General features: G+C 44.6%; 14 protein-coding genes and 3 pseudogenes. 10 read left to right on the top strand and 7 right to left on the bottom strand.

Annotation, left to right across the window (positions count from 1 at the left end; genetic code table 11):
- Positions 1–23: 23 nt before the first annotated feature.
- The 5 genes from nadB (at position 24) to AAHT65_RS20925 (ending at position 5622) form a co-directional block, all read left to right on the top strand.
- On the top strand, positions 24–1592 hold the full coding sequence (nadB, locus tag AAHT65_RS20945) for an L-aspartate oxidase (protein WP_343310766.1): 1569 nt from the start codon (positions 24–26) through the stop codon (positions 1590–1592).
- Positions 1574–2434 carry a carboxylating nicotinate-nucleotide diphosphorylase gene (nadC, locus tag AAHT65_RS20940; RefSeq protein WP_343310765.1) on the top strand — a complete coding sequence of 287 codons (861 nt, stop codon included), beginning with the start codon at positions 1574–1576 and terminating at the stop codon, positions 2432–2434. The genes nadB and nadC overlap by 19 nt, the downstream gene beginning before the upstream one ends.
- Positions 2421–3527: a quinolinate synthase NadA gene (gene nadA, locus AAHT65_RS20935; protein WP_106270854.1), complete on the top strand. Its 1107-nt coding sequence runs from the start codon at positions 2421–2423 to the stop codon at positions 3525–3527. The genes nadC and nadA overlap by 14 nt, the downstream gene beginning before the upstream one ends.
- A gap of 133 nt (positions 3528–3660) precedes the next feature.
- Complete coding sequence (safA, locus tag AAHT65_RS20930; RefSeq protein WP_343310764.1) at positions 3661–4878, top strand: spore coat assembly protein SafA; 1218 nt, start codon at positions 3661–3663, stop codon at positions 4876–4878.
- 153 nt (positions 4879–5031) lie between these two features.
- Positions 5032–5622, top strand: coding sequence for a YhcN/YlaJ family sporulation lipoprotein (locus tag AAHT65_RS20925; protein WP_061670236.1), 591 nt, complete (start codon positions 5032–5034; stop codon positions 5620–5622).
- Between the two features lie 134 nt (positions 5623–5756).
- Here the strand turns inward: AAHT65_RS20925 and AAHT65_RS20920 are convergent.
- The 5 genes and pseudogenes from AAHT65_RS20920 to AAHT65_RS20900 all read right to left on the bottom strand — a co-directional run.
- Positions 5757–5918, bottom strand: a pseudogene (locus tag AAHT65_RS20920) (transposase); the annotation flags it as partial.
- Positions 5919–6052: 134 nt separating this feature from the next.
- Positions 6053–6355: a PTS sugar transporter subunit IIB gene (locus AAHT65_RS20915; RefSeq protein ID WP_003325264.1), complete on the bottom strand. Its 303-nt coding sequence runs from the start codon at positions 6353–6355 to the stop codon at positions 6053–6055.
- A complete protein-coding gene (locus AAHT65_RS20910) occupies positions 6352–6684 on the bottom strand; it encodes a PTS lactose/cellobiose transporter subunit IIA (RefSeq protein WP_003325265.1) in 333 nt (110 codons plus the stop codon). The genes AAHT65_RS20915 and AAHT65_RS20910 overlap by 4 nt, the downstream gene beginning before the upstream one ends.
- A gap of 20 nt (positions 6685–6704) precedes the next feature.
- Complete coding sequence (gene celB, locus AAHT65_RS20905; protein ID WP_343311570.1) at positions 6705–7988, bottom strand: PTS cellobiose transporter subunit IIC; 1284 nt, start codon at positions 7986–7988, stop codon at positions 6705–6707.
- Positions 7975–9309: a 6-phospho-beta-glucosidase gene (locus AAHT65_RS20900; RefSeq protein WP_343310763.1), complete on the bottom strand. Its 1335-nt coding sequence runs from the start codon at positions 9307–9309 to the stop codon at positions 7975–7977. Before AAHT65_RS20900 ends, celB begins: the two co-directional genes overlap by 14 nt.
- Positions 9310–9472: 163 nt before the next feature.
- Here AAHT65_RS20900 and AAHT65_RS20895 point away from each other — a divergent pair, with 163 nt between their 5' ends.
- The 4 genes from AAHT65_RS20895 (at position 9473) to AAHT65_RS20880 (ending at position 15323) form a co-directional block, all read left to right on the top strand.
- Positions 9473–10207 (top strand): GntR family transcriptional regulator, encoded by a 735-nt coding sequence (locus AAHT65_RS20895; protein ID WP_061669859.1) that lies wholly within the window; start codon positions 9473–9475, stop codon positions 10205–10207.
- Complete coding sequence (gene chbG / locus AAHT65_RS20890; RefSeq protein WP_003325269.1) at positions 10204–10938, top strand: chitin disaccharide deacetylase; 735 nt, start codon at positions 10204–10206, stop codon at positions 10936–10938. The genes AAHT65_RS20895 and chbG overlap by 4 nt, the downstream gene beginning before the upstream one ends.
- Before the next feature lie 439 nt (positions 10939–11377).
- The gene (locus AAHT65_RS20885) at positions 11378–13168 is read left to right on the top strand and encodes a glycosyl hydrolase family 18 protein (RefSeq protein ID WP_106360466.1); all 1791 of its coding nucleotides are present in this window, start codon (positions 11378–11380) and stop codon (positions 13166–13168) included.
- Between the two features lie 64 nt (positions 13169–13232).
- Positions 13233–15323, top strand: a complete 2091-nt coding sequence (locus tag AAHT65_RS20880) for a glycosyl hydrolase family 18 protein (RefSeq protein WP_425524840.1) — start codon at positions 13233–13235, stop codon at positions 15321–15323.
- A gap of 103 nt (positions 15324–15426) precedes the next feature.
- Here the strand turns inward: AAHT65_RS20880 and AAHT65_RS20875 are convergent.
- Positions 15427–15768: pseudogene (locus AAHT65_RS20875) on the bottom strand (trypsin-like serine peptidase); the annotation flags it as partial.
- A 119-nt stretch (positions 15769–15887) separates the two neighbouring features.
- On the opposite strand from AAHT65_RS20875, the gene AAHT65_RS20870 reads away from it, so the two are divergent.
- Positions 15888–16625, top strand: coding sequence for a YebC/PmpR family DNA-binding transcriptional regulator (locus AAHT65_RS20870; protein ID WP_268364391.1), 738 nt, complete (start codon positions 15888–15890; stop codon positions 16623–16625).
- 124 nt (positions 16626–16749) lie between these two features.
- Here AAHT65_RS20870 and AAHT65_RS20865 read toward each other — a convergent pair.
- A pseudogene (locus tag AAHT65_RS20865) lies at positions 16750–17080 on the bottom strand (alanine:cation symporter family protein); the annotation flags it as partial.
- Between the last annotated feature and the right edge of the window lie 97 nt (positions 17081–17177).

The raw sequence follows: 17177 nt of genomic DNA, 5'->3' as shown, positions 1-17177 counted from the left end.
TGTAAATAACAGGAGGGCGGTTTATGTCTGGAAAGAAGGTTATAGTCATTGGTTCTGGGGCAGCGGCACTTTTCTTAGCTTCCGCCTTACTGCCCGCAAACAATGTGACGGTCATAACGAAAAAAAGTAAAAAAAACAGCAATTCTGCATTTGCCCAAGGAGGCATCGCCGCTTCTCATTTGGAAGGAGATTCGGTTGCAGCTCATACCGAAGATACTTTGTATGCCGGATGCGGCCATAATGATGGAAAACTGACGGCAGAGATTATAAGCGAGGGAAAGACGATTATTCATGAATTGCTGAAGAACGGTTTTCCGTTTGATCGGGACGGAGATGGAGAGTATCGTCTCGGCAAGGAAGGCGCACACTCATTCAACCGCATTTTTCACGCGGGCGGGGATGCCACTGGCAGGCTGTTAATTGATTATTTGCTTGAGAACATACAAAAAGGCAATCAAGTAAAGGAGTATGAAACAGCAGTCGATTTATTGATCGAGGACGGCCGCTGTGCGGGTGTCATAACCAAAGATAGCGGCGGCCGCATTAAGGCTAGACGGGCGGATCATGTGGTGCTTGCCGCAGGAGGATGCGGCAGCCTGTTCCGATACCATACGAATGATCAAACAATTACTGGTGACGGGCTTTCACTCGCTTACCGGGCGGGGGCTGAATTAACAGATTTAGAATTTACCCAGTTTCATCCCACGCTGCTTGTGAAAAACGGAGTTTCCTACGGTCTCGTTTCAGAGGCAGTCAGAGGTGAAGGGGGATTTTTAACCGATGAAAATGGGAGACGCATCATGGCAGGAAGACATCCGTTAGAAGATCTTGCGCCAAGAGACGTGGTTTCAAGAGTCATCCATGAAGAGATGATAAAAGGCAGCCGAATTTATATGGACAGAAGTCGCATCCCTCATTTCGAAACACGTTTTCCTACAATCACAGGCATTTGCCGCAAGGCGGGAATTTCTGTTAACGAGGATAGAATTCCCGTGGCTCCGGGCATGCATTTTTTAATGGGAGGCGTCTCAGTCAACAAATGGGGAGAAACATCAGTCCCTGATCTATATGCAATAGGCGAAACAGCGTGCACCGGCTTTCACGGAGCAAACCGATTAGCTAGCAATTCATTGCTTGAAGCGCTTGTGTTTGGAAAAAGAGCTGCTGAACATATCAACAAAAAACCAGCAGGCCGTTGGAATAAAAAAACAGACCGTCCGATAAACGCCGTCTATCACGTACCAGAAATTCCGCTTCATCAGCTGCAAGAAAGAATGACAGTCGACATGTCGATCACAAGAAAAAAGGATGGGCTGAAGAGTTTGTCAGACTGGCTTAACACCTTGCCTTCGCAGGAAATTAATGTGAAGGATATCACAATTGAACAATTAGAGTGTTCTCATTTATGGCAGGTCGCAAAGCTGATGACCTCATCTGCTTTATTAAGAGAAGAAAGCAGGGGCGCGCATTTTCGCTCCGATTTTCCTGAAACCGACAACCATTGGCGGGGAAAACAAATCATTCAATCAAAGCATGGAACTGTTATAAGACAAAATGAAGGGATTTGGAAACGATGGACCGTTTACAGCTGAAGAAAATGCTGGAATATTTCTTTCAAGAAGATATTGGAACAGGGGATCTCACGTCTCAGGCGATCTTTTCAGGACACTCCTGCGAGGCTTTTATCATTGCCAAATCGAACGGAATCTTCGCGGGAGGCTCAATTATTAAAGAAGGATATGCCCTTATAGATAAGGAAGTGCGAACCGTCCTGAAAAAAGAAGATGGAGATACGGTGCGTAAAGGAGACGCCATCGCTGCATTAAGCGGCCCGGCGGCAGCCTTGCTTACTGGAGAACGAGTGATCTTAAATCTGATTCAAAGGCTTTCCGGGATTGCGACGATGACAAAGCATGCCGTTGATAGGCTTGATGATCCGAACATTAAGCTGTGTGACACGAGAAAAACGACACCGGGGCTAAGAATGTTGGAAAAGTATGCTGTCCGTGTTGGCGGCGGCTATAATCATCGGTTTGGCTTATATGACGGAATGATGATTAAAGATAATCATATTGCCGCCTGCGGTTCCATTCAGAAGGCTTGTGAAAGAGCGCGCCGGGCGGCCGGACACATGGTAAATATTGAAGTAGAAATTGAATCTGAAGAGCAGCTGCGAGAGGCGATTTTGGCTGGTGCAGATGTCATCATGTTTGATAACTGCCCGCCAGACACTGTCAGGCATTTTGCGGAAATCACACCTCATCATATCAAAACGGAAGCTTCAGGCGGGATTTCGTTAGAAACACTGCCATCTTATAAAGGCACCGGTGTACAGTTTATTTCATTAGGGTGTCTGACTCATTCTGTGCAAAGCCTGGATATCAGTATGGATGTACAAATTAAAAACGGAGGGATCCATCATGTCAATTCTTGATGCCATCAAACAAGTTGAAGGGATGATGCCGGATCGCTATAAAGAGCTGTCCAGAGAGGAAATGGAGAAGCGTGTGGCACATATCAAGCGAAAATTTGGCAAAAGGCTGTTTATTCCCGGGCACCATTATCAAAAGGACGAGGTCATCCAATTCGCTGATGAAACAGGCGATTCTCTTCAGCTTGCCCAAATTGCTGAAAAGAATAAGGACGCAGATTATATTGTATTTTGCGGCGTTCATTTTATGGCTGAAACCGCAGATATGCTGACTGAAAAACATCAAACGGTCATTCTGCCTGACATGCGGGCAGGATGTTCCATGGCGGACATGGCTAATATGCAGCAGACGAACAGGGCGTGGGAAAAACTTCAGCATACATACGGCGATACGATCATACCTTTAACTTATGTCAATTCCACAGCCGAAATTAAAGCTTTTGTCGGGAAGCATGGGGGAGCGACCGTAACTTCTTCCAATGCGAAAAAAGTGCTGGAATGGGCATTTGCGCAAAAAGAAAGAATTATGTTTTTGCCTGACCAGCATTTAGGGAGAAATACCGCATTTGACCTCGGCATTCCTCTTGAATACATGGCAGTCTGGGACCCGATTCATGAGGAATTACAAACCGAATACAACCATGAGCAAATGAAAGTGATTCTGTGGAAAGGGCATTGCTCAGTCCATGAAAAATTCACAGTAAAAAACATTGCTGATCTGAGAGAGCGTGATCCTGATATTCAAATTATCGTTCACCCCGAATGCTCACACGAAGTGGTGGCTCTTAGTGATGACAGCGGATCAACCAAATATATTATCGAAGCGATCAATAGGGCAGAGCCGGGAACCAAATGGGCGATCGGCACAGAAATGAACCTAGTGCAGCGCATCATTCAGGAGCACCCTGATAAACAAATTATGTCGCTGAACCCGGACATGTGTCCGTGCCTTACAATGAACAGAATTGATCTGCCGCATTTGCTTTGGTCTTTGGAACAAATTGAAAAAGGAGAGCCTGCCGGCGTTATTAAAGTTTCAGAAACCATTCAAAAAGATGCGCTTTTAGCTTTAAACCGAATGCTGAAAAACACATAAGGACTAAAAAGAAAAAAGTTCCCCTCCTGAAAACAAGTTTTGATCATAACTCTAAACGTTTGAACATACATTGTGAAGAAACATATTGTAATGACAGATGAACTGTTCACGTTTTGCATAGGAGGGGAAAACGTTGAAAATTCATATCGTTCAAAAAGGCGATTCGCTCTGGAAGATAGCTGAAAAATACGGAGTAGATTTTGAAGAAGTGAAAAAATTGAATACACAGCTCAGCAATCCGGACTTAATCATGCCTGGAATGAAAATAAAAGTGCCTTCAGGAGGTGTCCCGGTAAGGAAGGAGCCGACTGGCCAAGGGCCGTCATCAGAGGCTTCACCGAAACATGAGCATCCTTATTCAAAAGAGAAACCGAAATCAGTTGTGGACATAGAAGACACAAAGCCAAAAGAAAAACAGTCCGTGCCATATGTGCCGCCAATGCCTCAGCAGCATGAAGATGTGTATCCGGAAGCTGATACCAATGATTATTATAATGTCAATCAGCTGTTTCAGCCTTGGTCGCCTCCAAAACCGGAGGAACCTGAAAAGTATCATTTTGAGAACACTGAAAATGAGCATTATCTGCAAGACCAATTTCCACATCAGGAGGCAATGAATAATATGGAAAATGCTAATTATCCGAATATGCCTAACATGCCAAAGGCGCCCGATGTTGGCGGTTTAGAAGAAGAAAATATTCATCACGCAGTTCCGAATATGCCGGGGCCGGAGCCGTATTACCATCATCATCATCCGGTTCATTTCGCGCCTTGTCCTGTTCCTATTTCGCCGGTGCTGCCGGGTTCGGGTTTATGTTACCCGTGTTATCCTGCACCGCATGCATATCCGGTACATCAGCCATACGGATATCAGCCGGGCTTTGTCTCGCCAGCCGGGTACGGCCATGGGGGATATGAAAATAAGCACCATGAAAATGATGACCACCATCATTATTCTCAGCACCATTATCCGTCATATGGCGCTCCGTACGCGCCTCAATATGGAGCACATGCCTACGGAGCTCCTTATGGCCAAATGCCGTATGCATCGCATTATGGCGGACATATGGGAGGATACGGCGGTCCTCAAGCCCAAAGCCCTTATCACTATCAGCCGAATGTGGCTCATGGTTATGAGAATGCACCGCAATTTAAGGACCATGATGATTGCGGATGTGACGATGATCAGCACTATCCATATCCCCAAGGACCGGGTTTCCCGGGAGCCGGAGCTTATGGAGCGCCGCAGATGCCTTACGGCGGAGCAAATCCGTATGGCGCAGGGGCGTTTGGGCCAAATCAGCCCGCGCCAAACCAGATGTTCGGCCGGCCGGATGAGGAAGAAGATTGATCCTTTTGGGACGATGTAAATCGTTCCTTTTTTTATTGTTTTCCATTTCACTGGTCATAACTGACAAGCTTAACATGACCCTTTCGCGCACATGATAAAAAAGAGCGCAAACGCTCAGGAGAGAAAATCTTATCATGCGGGGGGGTTTTTCCTTTGGGTAAAAAGGTAAGCATAGCGGGTCTCATGTTGTTAACAGCAGGTCTGACAGCTTGCGGTACCAACGACGCCTTGAATGATTCTGGAAATAATAATAACGGCGCCCGGCCGATAGGCTACTACTCCAATGAAAATGATGCCGACAGACGGGGAGACGGAATGGATCACGACGGCCCTGTTTCGGAGCTGATGGAAGATGCGGACGGCCGAAACAATACAACGAATGTGGCCGACCGCAACGGTAATCAAGAGAATGGCCGTTTGCCTATAGCAACTGACGGGACATACAGCCATGGAGACATGAACTACCATAATCACATGACTTTTAATGGTTATGAAAAAGAAGAGAACAAAAGGCTGGCTGCAAAGATCGCAAACCGTGTTAAACAAGTGAATGATGTCAGTGACAGCCAAGTAATGGTAACAGATGACAGAGTCATTATTGCAGTCAGAAGCGCCAATGCTTTTTCGAACGATGACAAAAACCAAGTAGAAAAAGCGGCGCAGAACTTTGCTGACGGCCGGTCCGTTCAAGTGCTCACAGATAACGGGACGTTTACTAGGCTTCGCAATATGCACAACCGCTAAATAAAAAACTGCCGGAATTATCCGGCAGTCAGCTTGTAGAGAAACCTATGTTTTTCTACAAGCTTTTTTGTTTTAAATGGTTTTAATGTGTTTTTCATCTTTATGAAAGAAACAGAAAAAGGCCTCCCACACCCCTAGTCTAGCTTCGCTAGGTGTGTGGCAATCTTCTTCATATTCTGGCAAGCGGCTGTGAGGAAAACTTGTTCGTTCACATTTCGTTTTCCCCTCAACCGGCAGTAGCGAAGTCCATGCAGCTGTTTTGAATTTGCAAAGCTTCGCTCTATCTTTTCCTTTTTTGTAGAGGATTTTTCCCGAGTCAGGATGTTGTCAACAATCAGAAACGACGATTTCTAACGAAACCGTCGTTTATTTATTAAAAACAACCCGTTTTCAAAAGAAAATGGGTTGTTTTTAGTGTGAAGAGAAGACATTATTGTGTCAGCTCGATCGCTTGGTCCAGAACTTTTGCTCCGTTCATCATTCCATATGCCATTTGGTCAATGATATCGACCGGTATCTGGTATTGTTTCGCTCGTTCTGCAATTTGTGTTTTTAAATAGCGGACTTGAGGTCCGATCAATATGACATCAATATCATTCATATGGCTTTGTAAATCCGCTTCAGCATAAGCGTTGATTTCAGCGACTATTTCACGGTTTTCCGCTTCTTCTCTCATTTTTTTCACCAGCATGCTGGTCGACATGCCGGCAGAACATACAAGTGCTATCTTCATTTTTGTTTTCCACTCCTCAGCTCTTGATATAAATGAATCATTTCTTTCGCTACATCTTTTACAGTCATTGACGTCATCAAATGGTCTTGTGCATGGATTAACAATAGATTGGGTGAAAGGCCTTCGCCTTGTGCTTCTTTTTGCAATAAGCGGGTTTGCGCCTGATGCGCTTGAAGCAGTTCCGCTTCTGCTTCTTGGATCTTTTGATTCCCTGAATCGTACTCGTTATTTTTCACATGCTGTAATGCTTCCATTGCAGATGAACGCGCATTTCCAGCATGCAAGATGATTTCAAAAGAGACCTGTTCTAAATGGAGTGTGTCCGCCATGAAATGACCCCCTTGTTTAGTTATTTTGTTGCCTGATGCAGAGCGGCTCGTTCTGCTGCTTTAATGAATGGCAGGTAGAGCAAGACAGCCAGCACCAAGTTGAAGATTTGCAGAAAGACTCCCCGGATTGATCCTCCGGTTACGAGATAACCGCTGACAATCGGCGGCGTCGTCCACGGGAGAATGGCTACAGTTTTCGGAACGAGTCCACAGGCTAAAGCGATGTACGACGTAACCGTTAAAACTAATGGAATCAATAAAAATGGAATGAACATAATCGGATTTAATACGATAGGAAGTCCGAACAGAATAGGTTCATTAATGTTAAAAAGGCCGGGTGCGAAGGATACCTTTCCGATTGTTTTGTAGTGTTTCGATTTCACGCCGATGAAAATAGTAGCGAGCAAAGCCAATGTCGTCCCCGATCCTCCCATAAACACATAAGAATCAAAGAAGGGCTTGGTCACGATATAAGGCACTTCAAAAGCGCTCATTCCTTGCGAGAATAAATGTTGATTTTCCTGAATGAGCGGAAGATAGATGGATTCCATGATCGGTCCCAGAATATTTGTTCCGTGCAATCCGAAAAACCAAAGCAAATGATTCAAAAAAGTGAAAATCAAAGCGGATCCAATCGTGTTGGAAAGGCCTTGCAGCGGCTCCTGGATCGAGCTGAAGACTAGCTCGTGGATGCTTTGTCCGAAAAAATAAACGATCAGGGTGTTAAGTAATCCTGCTGTCGCCAATATCACAGCAGCCGGCAATAAAGCGTTCAAGGATTTTGTAACGCCATCAGGTACACCATCAGGCATTTTGATTTTAAGTTTCTCATTTTGAGAGAAGAGCCTGAATGCTTCCGTTGATAGCAAAGCCACGATTAATCCAACGAAAAGACCTTGAGCCCCCAGCCAAGTCATTGAAAAACCAAAGTCTTCTGTCGTCGGCGTAAGTACGGCGAATGCCCCGACCCCGATTAATGCGGCAGAAAGACCATCAGTCTTATAAGACTCTGCAAGCTTGAAACTGATAGCTGCAACAGCCAGCAAACTTAAAATAGCAAATGATCCATTCCATATAGCTCCGCCGGCAGCCGTCCATCCTTCTCCAAAAAGACCCGTCATGAAATCTTGAAATGCCGGTATAGGGAAATGATTGATCAGTATGGCAAGAGAGCCGATGATGATTAAAGGCATAATGGCAATGAATCCATCGCGTATGGCAATTAAGTGCCTTTGGGAGCCGATTCTTCCAGCGATCGGCATGATTTTAGATTCGATGAACGCCATGGTTTTATTTTGTTTCATCATGTACAGCCTCCTTAAAGAACTGCGGGAGATAACGTTTATGAGCCTCAAGCATTTCATTCATCACCGATTGGGCTTTATGATCAGAGGGAATCAGTGGATTCATGATCATAGCGGAATACAATATGTTGTCATCACCCGTGATCGCTGCTTCGATGACTAATTGTTCGAATTTTTTTATAGAGATCACCGTCCCGCTGATTGAATCTGGCAGTTTTCCGACTGTCAGCGGTATGGGGCCGCTTTTTGTGATGACACTGTTGACTTCGATCACCGCATCATGTGGAAGATCTGGTATGCTTCCTCTATTCAATGTGTTGACGGTCTGAATATCCATCGAATGATGATAAAGCGAGTTCATTAATGAGCAGGCTGCTTCACTATAATAAGCCCCGCCGCGTTCTTCCAATTCTTTAGGCTTTTCATGGATGTCTGCGTCATTGTATTTTTCAAACAGCTGCTTTTCTACGTCCATGACGGCTTCTGCGCGTGTCCCTTTGTTCTTGTATGCTTCGATATCTTTTGCGAGTACATCTTCATACTGATAATAGTACTGATGATACGGATTCGGAAGCATGCGCAAAGAACGTAAAAATTGGCGATTCCAAGGCAGCATCGCAATATTGGAAGGAGAATAGTCTATGGTGTCATTCAATAGATGACCTATTGCCTCTTCTGTGCGGTCTACCCCATCAATCCATACCTTTTGTCCGAAGACAAAATGGTTAAGCCCTGCGAATTCAATCATGACACGGTTCACATTCACGTCGAAAATTTCTGCAATGCTGTTTTTCATGTTATAAGGAATATTGCAAACCCCGATGACTTTTTGATGGGATCCATGTTTCAATAAAGCTTCAGTTACGATGCCTGCTGGATTTGTAAAATTGATCAGCCACGCTTCTGGACAAATCTCCTTTATATCGCGAGCGATATCCAGCATGACGGGAATGGTCCGCAAAGCTTTAAAAATACCGCCGGCTCCATTTGTTTCTTGGCCGATAAGACCATGGCTGAGCGGGATTCTTTCATCCAGCGATCTGGCATTCAATCCTCCGACTCTTATTTGAACCGTGACGAAATCCGCATGTTTAAGCGCTCTCGCACGATCTTTTGTATAGCTCAATTCAATCGGAACATCAGCATGTTTGATCATTCGCTTCGCGAGTTCTGAAGTGATGCGTACTTTTTCTTCCCCTTCCTCAATGTCGACGAGGACAACCTCTTTCACTGGAAAATGCTGATACCGTTTGATGATACCTTCAATGATTTCTGGTGTGTAGCTTGATCCCCCGCCTATAATGACTAACTTCAGCGCCATAATCCCCCTCCTCAAGTCTCAATTTTTGAAAGCGCTTCACACATTTGGAATTTAACATGTAGTAACAAATTTGTCCATACATATTTGTTATGATAAATTATTTTTTTTGAGAACTTTTTGTGTTATTCTATAGTTAATAATTTCACTCCAAAGGAGAAAATGAATGGCAAAGCAACCACAACTCCACAGTCGAATTAAACAAGATATTGTAGATAAAATAGAGAGCGGCTATTACCCGTCTGGCAGTCTGCTTCCGACGGAATCCGAATTTTGTAAAATGTACGATGTCAGCCGAACAACGCTGCGGACCGCCTTGAACCATTTGCTTATGGAAGGAGCTATTTACCGCAAACAGGGGAAAGGGACATTTGTCGCAAAAGGAAAAGTAAAGCAGATATTAAGTTCCAGCAATCTTCGCTATGCAGATCAATTAAAAGCGCAAGGTATGAAACCGAAAATCAAAGTTGTCGATTTGCAAAAATTAAAACCAGCCAAAAAGATCCAAAATCGCCTTGGAATTGATGATGAACAAATGGTCTATCAGGTGAAGCGGATTCGGTATGCGGATGAGGAAGAAATCCAGTTCGAAATGGCCTTTATCAGGGCCGATCTCGTGCCGGAGATAACGGAAGAAATGGCCAATACTTCACTGTACCAGTGTATTAACAGTCAAGGAAATACGATTAAAAGAACCGAAGAGCAAATCAAAATCTTTATTTCGGATGAAGAAATTGCACAGCATTTGAATATCACACAAGGCACGCCTTGCTTTCAGATTGCAACACAAACATTTTTGGCATCTGAAGAAGTCGTGGAGTTTTCTCTGGCTTATTTCCGCGGAGATCGCGTTGAATTCTTCATAGAACGCGACTATGAAGAAAGAGGGGATGAAGGATGAAATCTTTGATCATAAACGCCGATGATTTTGGATTTTCACGGGGCGTCAACCTCGGCATCATTGATGCGTTTCAGCGCGGGGTGCTCACATCGACTACGCTCATGACCAATATGCTAGAAATGGAACATGCCGTCTTACTTGCAAGGGGAAATCATGAACTTGGGGTCGGCGTTCACTTAACATTGACAGCAGGACGTCCGCTTCTCAGCGGCCTGCAAACGGTTACGGATGAGGATGGGAATTTTCGCAAGCTTTCATACTATCAAGGTTTTTTCGACATCGATCTTGATGAAGTGTATCAGGAATGGAGAGCACAGATAGAAAAAGCCCTCTCCTGCGGCTTGCATCCGACGCATATCGACAGCCACCATCATATCCATACATACGGAAATCTTCCCGAGGTGTTTGTGAAGCTGGCGAAAGAGTATGATCTGCCCTGCAGAAAGGTGAACGATCATCATCCTTCCTTGTGGAAGAATGTGAGATCAAATGATGCCTTTGAGTTGAAAGTAGACAGACTGAAAGACTTATCATCCTTCCTTGATCTTCATCAAGACGCGGAAGTCATTGAAGTCATGTGCCACCCGGCTTATGTTGATAAATTACTGCTCGAAAAATCTTCATTCCATTATCCTCGGGTTTATGAGCTTTCATTGCTGACAGACCCTTTGTTGAAAGCGGCTTTCATACAATGTTCGGATATTCGCCTTATTTCTTATGCCGGTCTTTAAATCTACAATTCTTGTAAAAATATGAAAAGCGCTCATAGTTATCATCAGCTCGCCGTTCTCCAAGTCTTGATGCTGGAAATGTCCAAGGCATTTCCAGCATGTAATGCAAAAATAGCATTGACAATTCTGAATATTCTAATTATCATAAATTTGTCATAACAAATTTATGCGTCATCAAACTTTTGCTTGAAGCTATTCTTACCAAATAAGGTCTAGACATCCATACCTGTTATTCAAAACGTCATTCTAATGTTTGCTCTCCACCCACACATACGGTTTGAAGAGGCGTATGAAAACCAAAAATGTAAGCGTTTTCCCCTTGTTGTCTTCAGTGTCATCAGCTGCTATGTCAGGACAAGGTGAATATAAACCTATTGAAAAGGGGGTGAACAAAATAGAGTTTCATTGATGAACAGCCAAAAAAATTGATGAAAAGGAGATGAAAAAAGTGTTTTCAAACAAAAAGTTTCTCGTTTTTTCTTTCATTTTTGCGATGATTTTAAGTCTGTCTTTTTTTAATGGGGAAAGTGCAAAAGCCAGTTCTGACAAAAGTTATAAAATCATCGGCTACTATCCGTCCTGGGGCGCTTATGGAAGGGATTTTCAAGTATGGGATATGGATGCTTCTAAAGTCAGCCATATTAATTATGCATTTGCTGATATTTGCTGGGAGGGGAGGCATGGAAACCCTGATCCGACAGGCCCGAATCCCCAGACATGGTCTTGCCAGGATGAAAACGGAGTGATTGATGTTCCAAATGGATCAATCGTTATGGGGGACCCATGGATCGATGTGCAAAAGTCAAATGCCGGAGATACTTGGGATGAGCCGATTCGGGGCAACTTTAAACAACTATTGAAGCTGAAAAAGAACCATCCTCATTTGAAAACATTCATATCAGTTGGCGGATGGTCTTGGTCAAATCGCTTTTCAGATGTTGCGGCAGATCCTGCGGCAAGAGAGAATTTTGCTGCTTCAGCAGTAAATTTTTTAAGAAAATATGGGTTTGATGGGGTCGACCTTGACTGGGAATACCCGGTTAGTGGAGGGCTGCCGGGAAACAGCACCCGTCCGGAGGATAAGAGAAACTACACGCTACTCTTGCAGGATGTGCGAGAAAAGCTTGACGCCGCAGAAGCGAAGGATGGCAAGAAATACTTGCTGACGATCGCCTCCGGCGCCAGTCCTGAATATGTAAGCAACACTGAATTAGATAAGATTGCTGAAACCGTTGATTGGATTAACATTATGACCTATGACTTTAATGGCGGATGGCAAAGTATAAGCGCTCATAATGCCCCATTATTCTATGATCCAAAAGCGAAAGAAGCCGGCGTTCCAAACGCTGAGACATTTAACATTGAAAGCACCGTGAAGCGCTACAAGGAAGCCGGTGTCAAAGCGGACAAATTAGTGCTTGGCACACCGTTCTATGGCAGAGGCTGGAGCAATTGTGAGCCTGCAGACAACGGAGAATATCAAAAATGCGGACCGGCTAAAGAAGGGACGTGGGAAAAGGGGGTATTTGATTTTTCAGATCTTGAAAAGAACTACATCAATAAAAACGGATATAAAAGATATTGGAATGATCGAGCAAAAGTGCCGTTTTTGTATAATGCGGAGAATGGAAACTTCATTACCTACGATGATGAAGAATCATATGGATACAAAACCGATTTAATTCAATCAAACGGATTAAGCGGGGCTATGTTTTGGGATTTCAGCGGTGATTCAAATCAGACTTTGCTCAACAAATTAGCAGCCGATTTAGGGTTCGCTCCGGGTGGGGGTAATCCAGAGCCGCCTTCATCTGCACCGGGTAATTTGCGTGTGACCGAAAAAACCGCAACCAGTATCAGTCTGGCGTGGGATGCACCGAGCGACGGAGCAAACATCGCAGAGTATGTGCTGTCATATGAAGGCGGGGCCGTATCGGTCAAGGATACATCGGCGACAATCGGGCAATTAAAGCCGAATACGACATACTCATTTACAGTATCGGCAAAGGATGCGGACGGAAAGCTCCATACCGGGCCAACGATAGAAGCAGCAACAAACTCTGATCAAACATGTGGGTATAACGAATGGAAAGATACAGCCGTCTACACAGGCGGAGACCGAGTCGTCTTTAACGGCAAAGTGTATGAAGCGAAATGGTGGACGAAAGGAGAGCAGCCGGATCAGGCTGGTGAGTCGGGTGTATGGAAATTAATTGGTGATTGCAAATAAATCAGTTTGATAGAAAACGATAAAGAGAGAGTGGGCTCCCCATCTCTCTTTATGAGAAAGGAGTATGAATGAAGTGAAAAGAACCGCTTTATTTACTTTGTCATCGATGCTGCTCCTGTCACTTTTGACCCCGTTCCACAACATTTCCGCAGAGTCTCCAAGCAAAAAACAGACTTGCCGTCCAGAAGGGCTGTGGGACTCTGGTGTTGCCAATATTCCATATTGTGATGTATACGATCTGGAGGGACGCGAAAAGCTGGCCAATGATTTAGACCGCAGAATGATCGGCTATTTTACGGGCTGGCGTACGGGAAAAGGCAATCAAGATCGTTATTTAGTAAACGATATCCCATGGAAGTACTTAAGCCACATTAATTATGCATTTGCTCATATCGGGGAGGATCATCGGGTTTCAATCGGGAGCGAGACGGATGCAAACAACCCATCTCTAGGGATGACCTGGCCGGAGTATCCGGATGTAAAGATGGATCAAACATTGCCGTATAAAGGCCATTTTAACCTTCTTCACCAGTTTAAAAAGAAACACCCTGATGTAAAAGTGTTGGCGGCAGTCGGTGGCTGGGCTGAAACCGGCGGTTATGTTGATAAGGATGGGAACCGAATACCAAGCGGAGGCTTTTACTCTATGACAACGAATGGTGATGGTTCTTTGAACCATAAGGCAATCAACACCTTTGCCGAATCTGTCGTAGCATTTCTCAGAAAATATGAATTGGATGGAATTGATATTGACTACGAATATCCCACAACCATGCAAGATGCCGGCAATCCGCTAGATTGGAGCATATCCAACCCGAGACGCAAGGGATTAAATCAAAGCTTCGATGTATTGATGAAAACATTAAGAGAAAAACTTGATCAAGCATCTGCTGAAGATGAACAATATTACATGCTCACCATTGCGGCGCCATCATCAGCCTATTTGCTGAGGGGCATGGAAACCTTTAAACCGCTCCGATATGTCGATTATGTCAACATTATGTCCTATGATCTCCATGGAGCCTGGAATGAGTTTGTAGGACCTAACGCATCCTTATATGATAACGGCGAGGATGCGGAGTTAAAGCAGTCCAACATATACAGCACGCCGGAATATGAGGGGATCGGATATTTAAATACAGACTGGGCTTACCATTATTTTAGGGGAGCGATGGAGGCAGGCAGAATCAATATCGGTGTTCCTTATTATACGAGGGGCTGGAAAAACGTGAGCGGAGGAGTAAACGGTTTGTGGGGGAGCGCTAAAGGTTCAAATTGTCCTCAAGGCCTTACCAAATGCGGCGACGGGGCAGTCGGGATCGATAATATTTGGCATGATCAAGATGAACAGGGAAATGAACTGGGGGCAGGAGCAAATCCGATGTGGCATGCCAAAAATCTCGAAAAAGGCATTGCCGGTTCTTATTTAGAAAGGTATGGACTAAGCAAAGCCGATTTAAAAGGCGCTTACACTAGATATTATGACTCAGCGCTTGCGGCACCTTGGCTATGGAATGACGAAAAGAAAGTGTTTCTATCTACTGAAGACGAGGAATCAATAGAAACAAAGGCCGATTATGTCATTGAAAAAGGAATCGGCGGTGTCATGTTTTGGGACTTAAGCGGTGACTATGACTGGTATCCCGACAGAAATGGCAACAATGGAGAGTATGGTATCGGCAAGACATTAACGAGAACCTTATATCATAAATTTGCGGACACGACACCATACGATAATTGGCTCAGTACGTCACCTTTACCTGGCGAATCACTAGATATCAATATAGAGTTTACCGATTATCCGTTAGGAGATCAAAATTACCCCATCCATCCCAAAATGAGACTGACGAATAACAGTGATGTCACAATAACAGGAGGATCTGTGATTGAATTTGATGTGCCTACCTCTACTTCACCCCGATTTGGAAGCTGGAGCGGTGACCAGGTTGAAGTCATTTCTAAAGGGCATACAGGGCCGAACATTGGCGGGCTGACAGGAGATTTCCACCGCATCGGTGTGACCCTATCAAATTGGAAGTCAATTAAACCAGGTGAGACAGAGGAGTTTCAGCTTGTCTATTACTTGCCTATCAGCGGACCATCTCATTTCACCATCACCATAGATGGTAAAAAGTACAGTCTGAAAGGCCAGTGAGGGCGGCTCCTATTCCGGCAAGCACTGCTGTAGCAAAAAACGAAGACAAGCCCGTTCCCGAGGGAAGCGGGCTGTCTTCATGTCCTTATCGCGCGCTGTGTTTCTAGTTTATGGAATTATCAAAGACTCTTTTTGTGATACGGGTGCCTCTGTTGTATGAAGAACCTCCGTATACTCCATTCGCATAACCGCAAGAGAGCATGGGCCGCGTGAACTGCTTTGCCAAATACAGGTGAACCGCTTTGCCTTCCGTAAGTGTCCATCGCATATTGCAGTTTGTAGTTTCTGATACGGCGATCGATCCTGAATGCTGCCACTGTGCGCCCGATGGTGTGTCACCTGGATATCTGCTGCCGGTCACGCTTGTCCCAACGAGGGATGAAGTGGTGTATGATGATCCAAAATAACCGGCAGTGTTGCCAATTGGCTCACTGAGTTCGATGGCTCAATTTTCTCGACAGCCTGACTGCCGGAATTATCCGGCAGTTTTTTTGCCTTTACAAGCTTGCAGCAGATCATTTACAGTGTACATAGAAAATTCAGGTTTTAATGGAGGGAGAAGAAATGGCCGGACATTCTAAATGGAAAAACATCCAAAAACGAAAAAACGCACAGGATTCAAAACGCGGAAAGATTTTTATGAAGCTCGCCAAAGAATTATATGTAGCGGCCAAGCAAGGAGGAACAGATCCGGAGTCCAACGCAAACTTGCGGCTGGTTATTGACAAAGCAAAAGGGGCGAATATGCCAAATGACAATATAGACCGGGCTATAAAAAAAGCAGCTGGAAATCATGACGGAAACAACTATGAGGACATCACCTATGAAGGCTACGGTCCCTCAGGAATTGCCGTCATGGTTACATGTTTAACAGATAATAAAAACCGCACAGCGACAAACGTTAGAACCGCCTTTAACAAAAACGGAGGCAGCCTGGGGGAAAGCGGCTGCGTTTCGTACATGTTTGACCGAAAAGGATTTATCGCGATTGACCGTACAGACCTGAAAACGGCTGAAGACGAGATGATGCTGGAAGCGATAGAAGCAGGAGCGGAAGATCTTCAAACAAGCGACAATTTATTCGAGATCTTTACCGAGCCGGAAAAATTTGAAGAAGTGAGAAAAGCCTTAGAAGGAAAATACCCAATCGTTTCAGCCGAAGTCACCATGATTCCCCAAACATTTGCGGAAGTCGATCAAGCTGCGGCGGAAAAATTGGAAAAGCTGATTGACATGCTTGAGGATGATGACGATGTGCAGGAAGTGTACACGAACTTTACATCCGGTGCTGACGAAGATTAAACGCAGAGATCCGTTGGGGTCATGCCAGATGGAACCAATTAGGGAAATAAATGTGAAAAATTTTATAAAAAACGGCCGGCAGAATATGTCCTTCCAAGCCTGCCGTTTTTTTCATTTACATTGTTTACGAAACGCGTTCATCTTCGTTGAACATATTTTTTCTTCCAAAAATCAGCATTTTTAATACCGAGGGCTTTAGGATCAAACACGGGATCCAGCCCTTGTTTTTCTGTCTCTCGTAGTCTTTCAGAGGCAACAGCGCCGGTTTGGCAAGCAATACAATCGCAATCACATTAAGCTAAACCATAATGCCTAGCCCGGCGTGGCCCAGTGCCCATGCCAACGTCGCAGTCTTAACGGCTCCGTAGAATGTTGCTGCTAAGGTCACAAGCTTCAATCCCAGCATGGCCCATTAATTTTTGTCTGCCTCGGGTGAAATCAGCGATATTGGTTTTCGGCTAAGCCATAATCGTCGTAAAAGAATTTCCTGAAGAATAGATCTTTACCGCATAGCAGCCATTTGTACGAGAGTCCCTTTCGGAACGCCGTTTA

Source organism: Bacillus atrophaeus, assembly GCF_039519175.1.
GTDB classification, from domain to species: domain Bacteria; phylum Bacillota; class Bacilli; order Bacillales; family Bacillaceae; genus Bacillus; species Bacillus atrophaeus.
This window is presented reverse-complemented; position numbering and strand designations above follow the sequence as displayed.

Excerpts from the sequence above, each read along its gene's own strand:
- chbG (WP_003325269.1), top strand. The coding sequence starts at position 10,204 with ATGAAATCTTTGATCATAAACGCCGATGATTTTGGATTTTCACGGGGC.
- AAHT65_RS20915 (WP_003325264.1), bottom strand. The coding sequence starts at position 6,355 with ATGAAGATAGCACTTGTATGTTCTGCCGGCATGTCGACCAGCATGCTG.
- AAHT65_RS20895 (WP_061669859.1), top strand. The coding sequence starts at position 9,473 with ATGGCAAAGCAACCACAACTCCACAGTCGAATTAAACAAGATATTGTA.
- AAHT65_RS20870 (WP_268364391.1), top strand. The coding sequence starts at position 15,888 with ATGGCCGGACATTCTAAATGGAAAAACATCCAAAAACGAAAAAACGCA.
- nadA (WP_106270854.1), top strand. The coding sequence starts at position 2,421 with ATGTCAATTCTTGATGCCATCAAACAAGTTGAAGGGATGATGCCGGAT.
- AAHT65_RS20880 (WP_425524840.1), top strand. The coding sequence starts at position 13,233 with ATGAATGAAGTGAAAAGAACCGCTTTATTTACTTTGTCATCGATGCTG.
- AAHT65_RS20900 (WP_343310763.1), bottom strand. The coding sequence starts at position 9,309 with ATGGCGCTGAAGTTAGTCATTATAGGCGGGGGATCAAGCTACACACCA.
- celB (WP_343311570.1), bottom strand. The coding sequence starts at position 7,988 with ATGAAACAAAATAAAACCATGGCGTTCATCGAATCTAAAATCATGCCG.
- nadB (WP_343310766.1), top strand. The coding sequence starts at position 24 with ATGTCTGGAAAGAAGGTTATAGTCATTGGTTCTGGGGCAGCGGCACTT.
- nadC (WP_343310765.1), top strand. The coding sequence starts at position 1,574 with ATGGACCGTTTACAGCTGAAGAAAATGCTGGAATATTTCTTTCAAGAA.
- AAHT65_RS20910 (WP_003325265.1), bottom strand. The coding sequence starts at position 6,684 with ATGGCGGACACACTCCATTTAGAACAGGTCTCTTTTGAAATCATCTTG.
- AAHT65_RS20885 (WP_106360466.1), top strand. The coding sequence starts at position 11,378 with ATGAAAAAAGTGTTTTCAAACAAAAAGTTTCTCGTTTTTTCTTTCATT.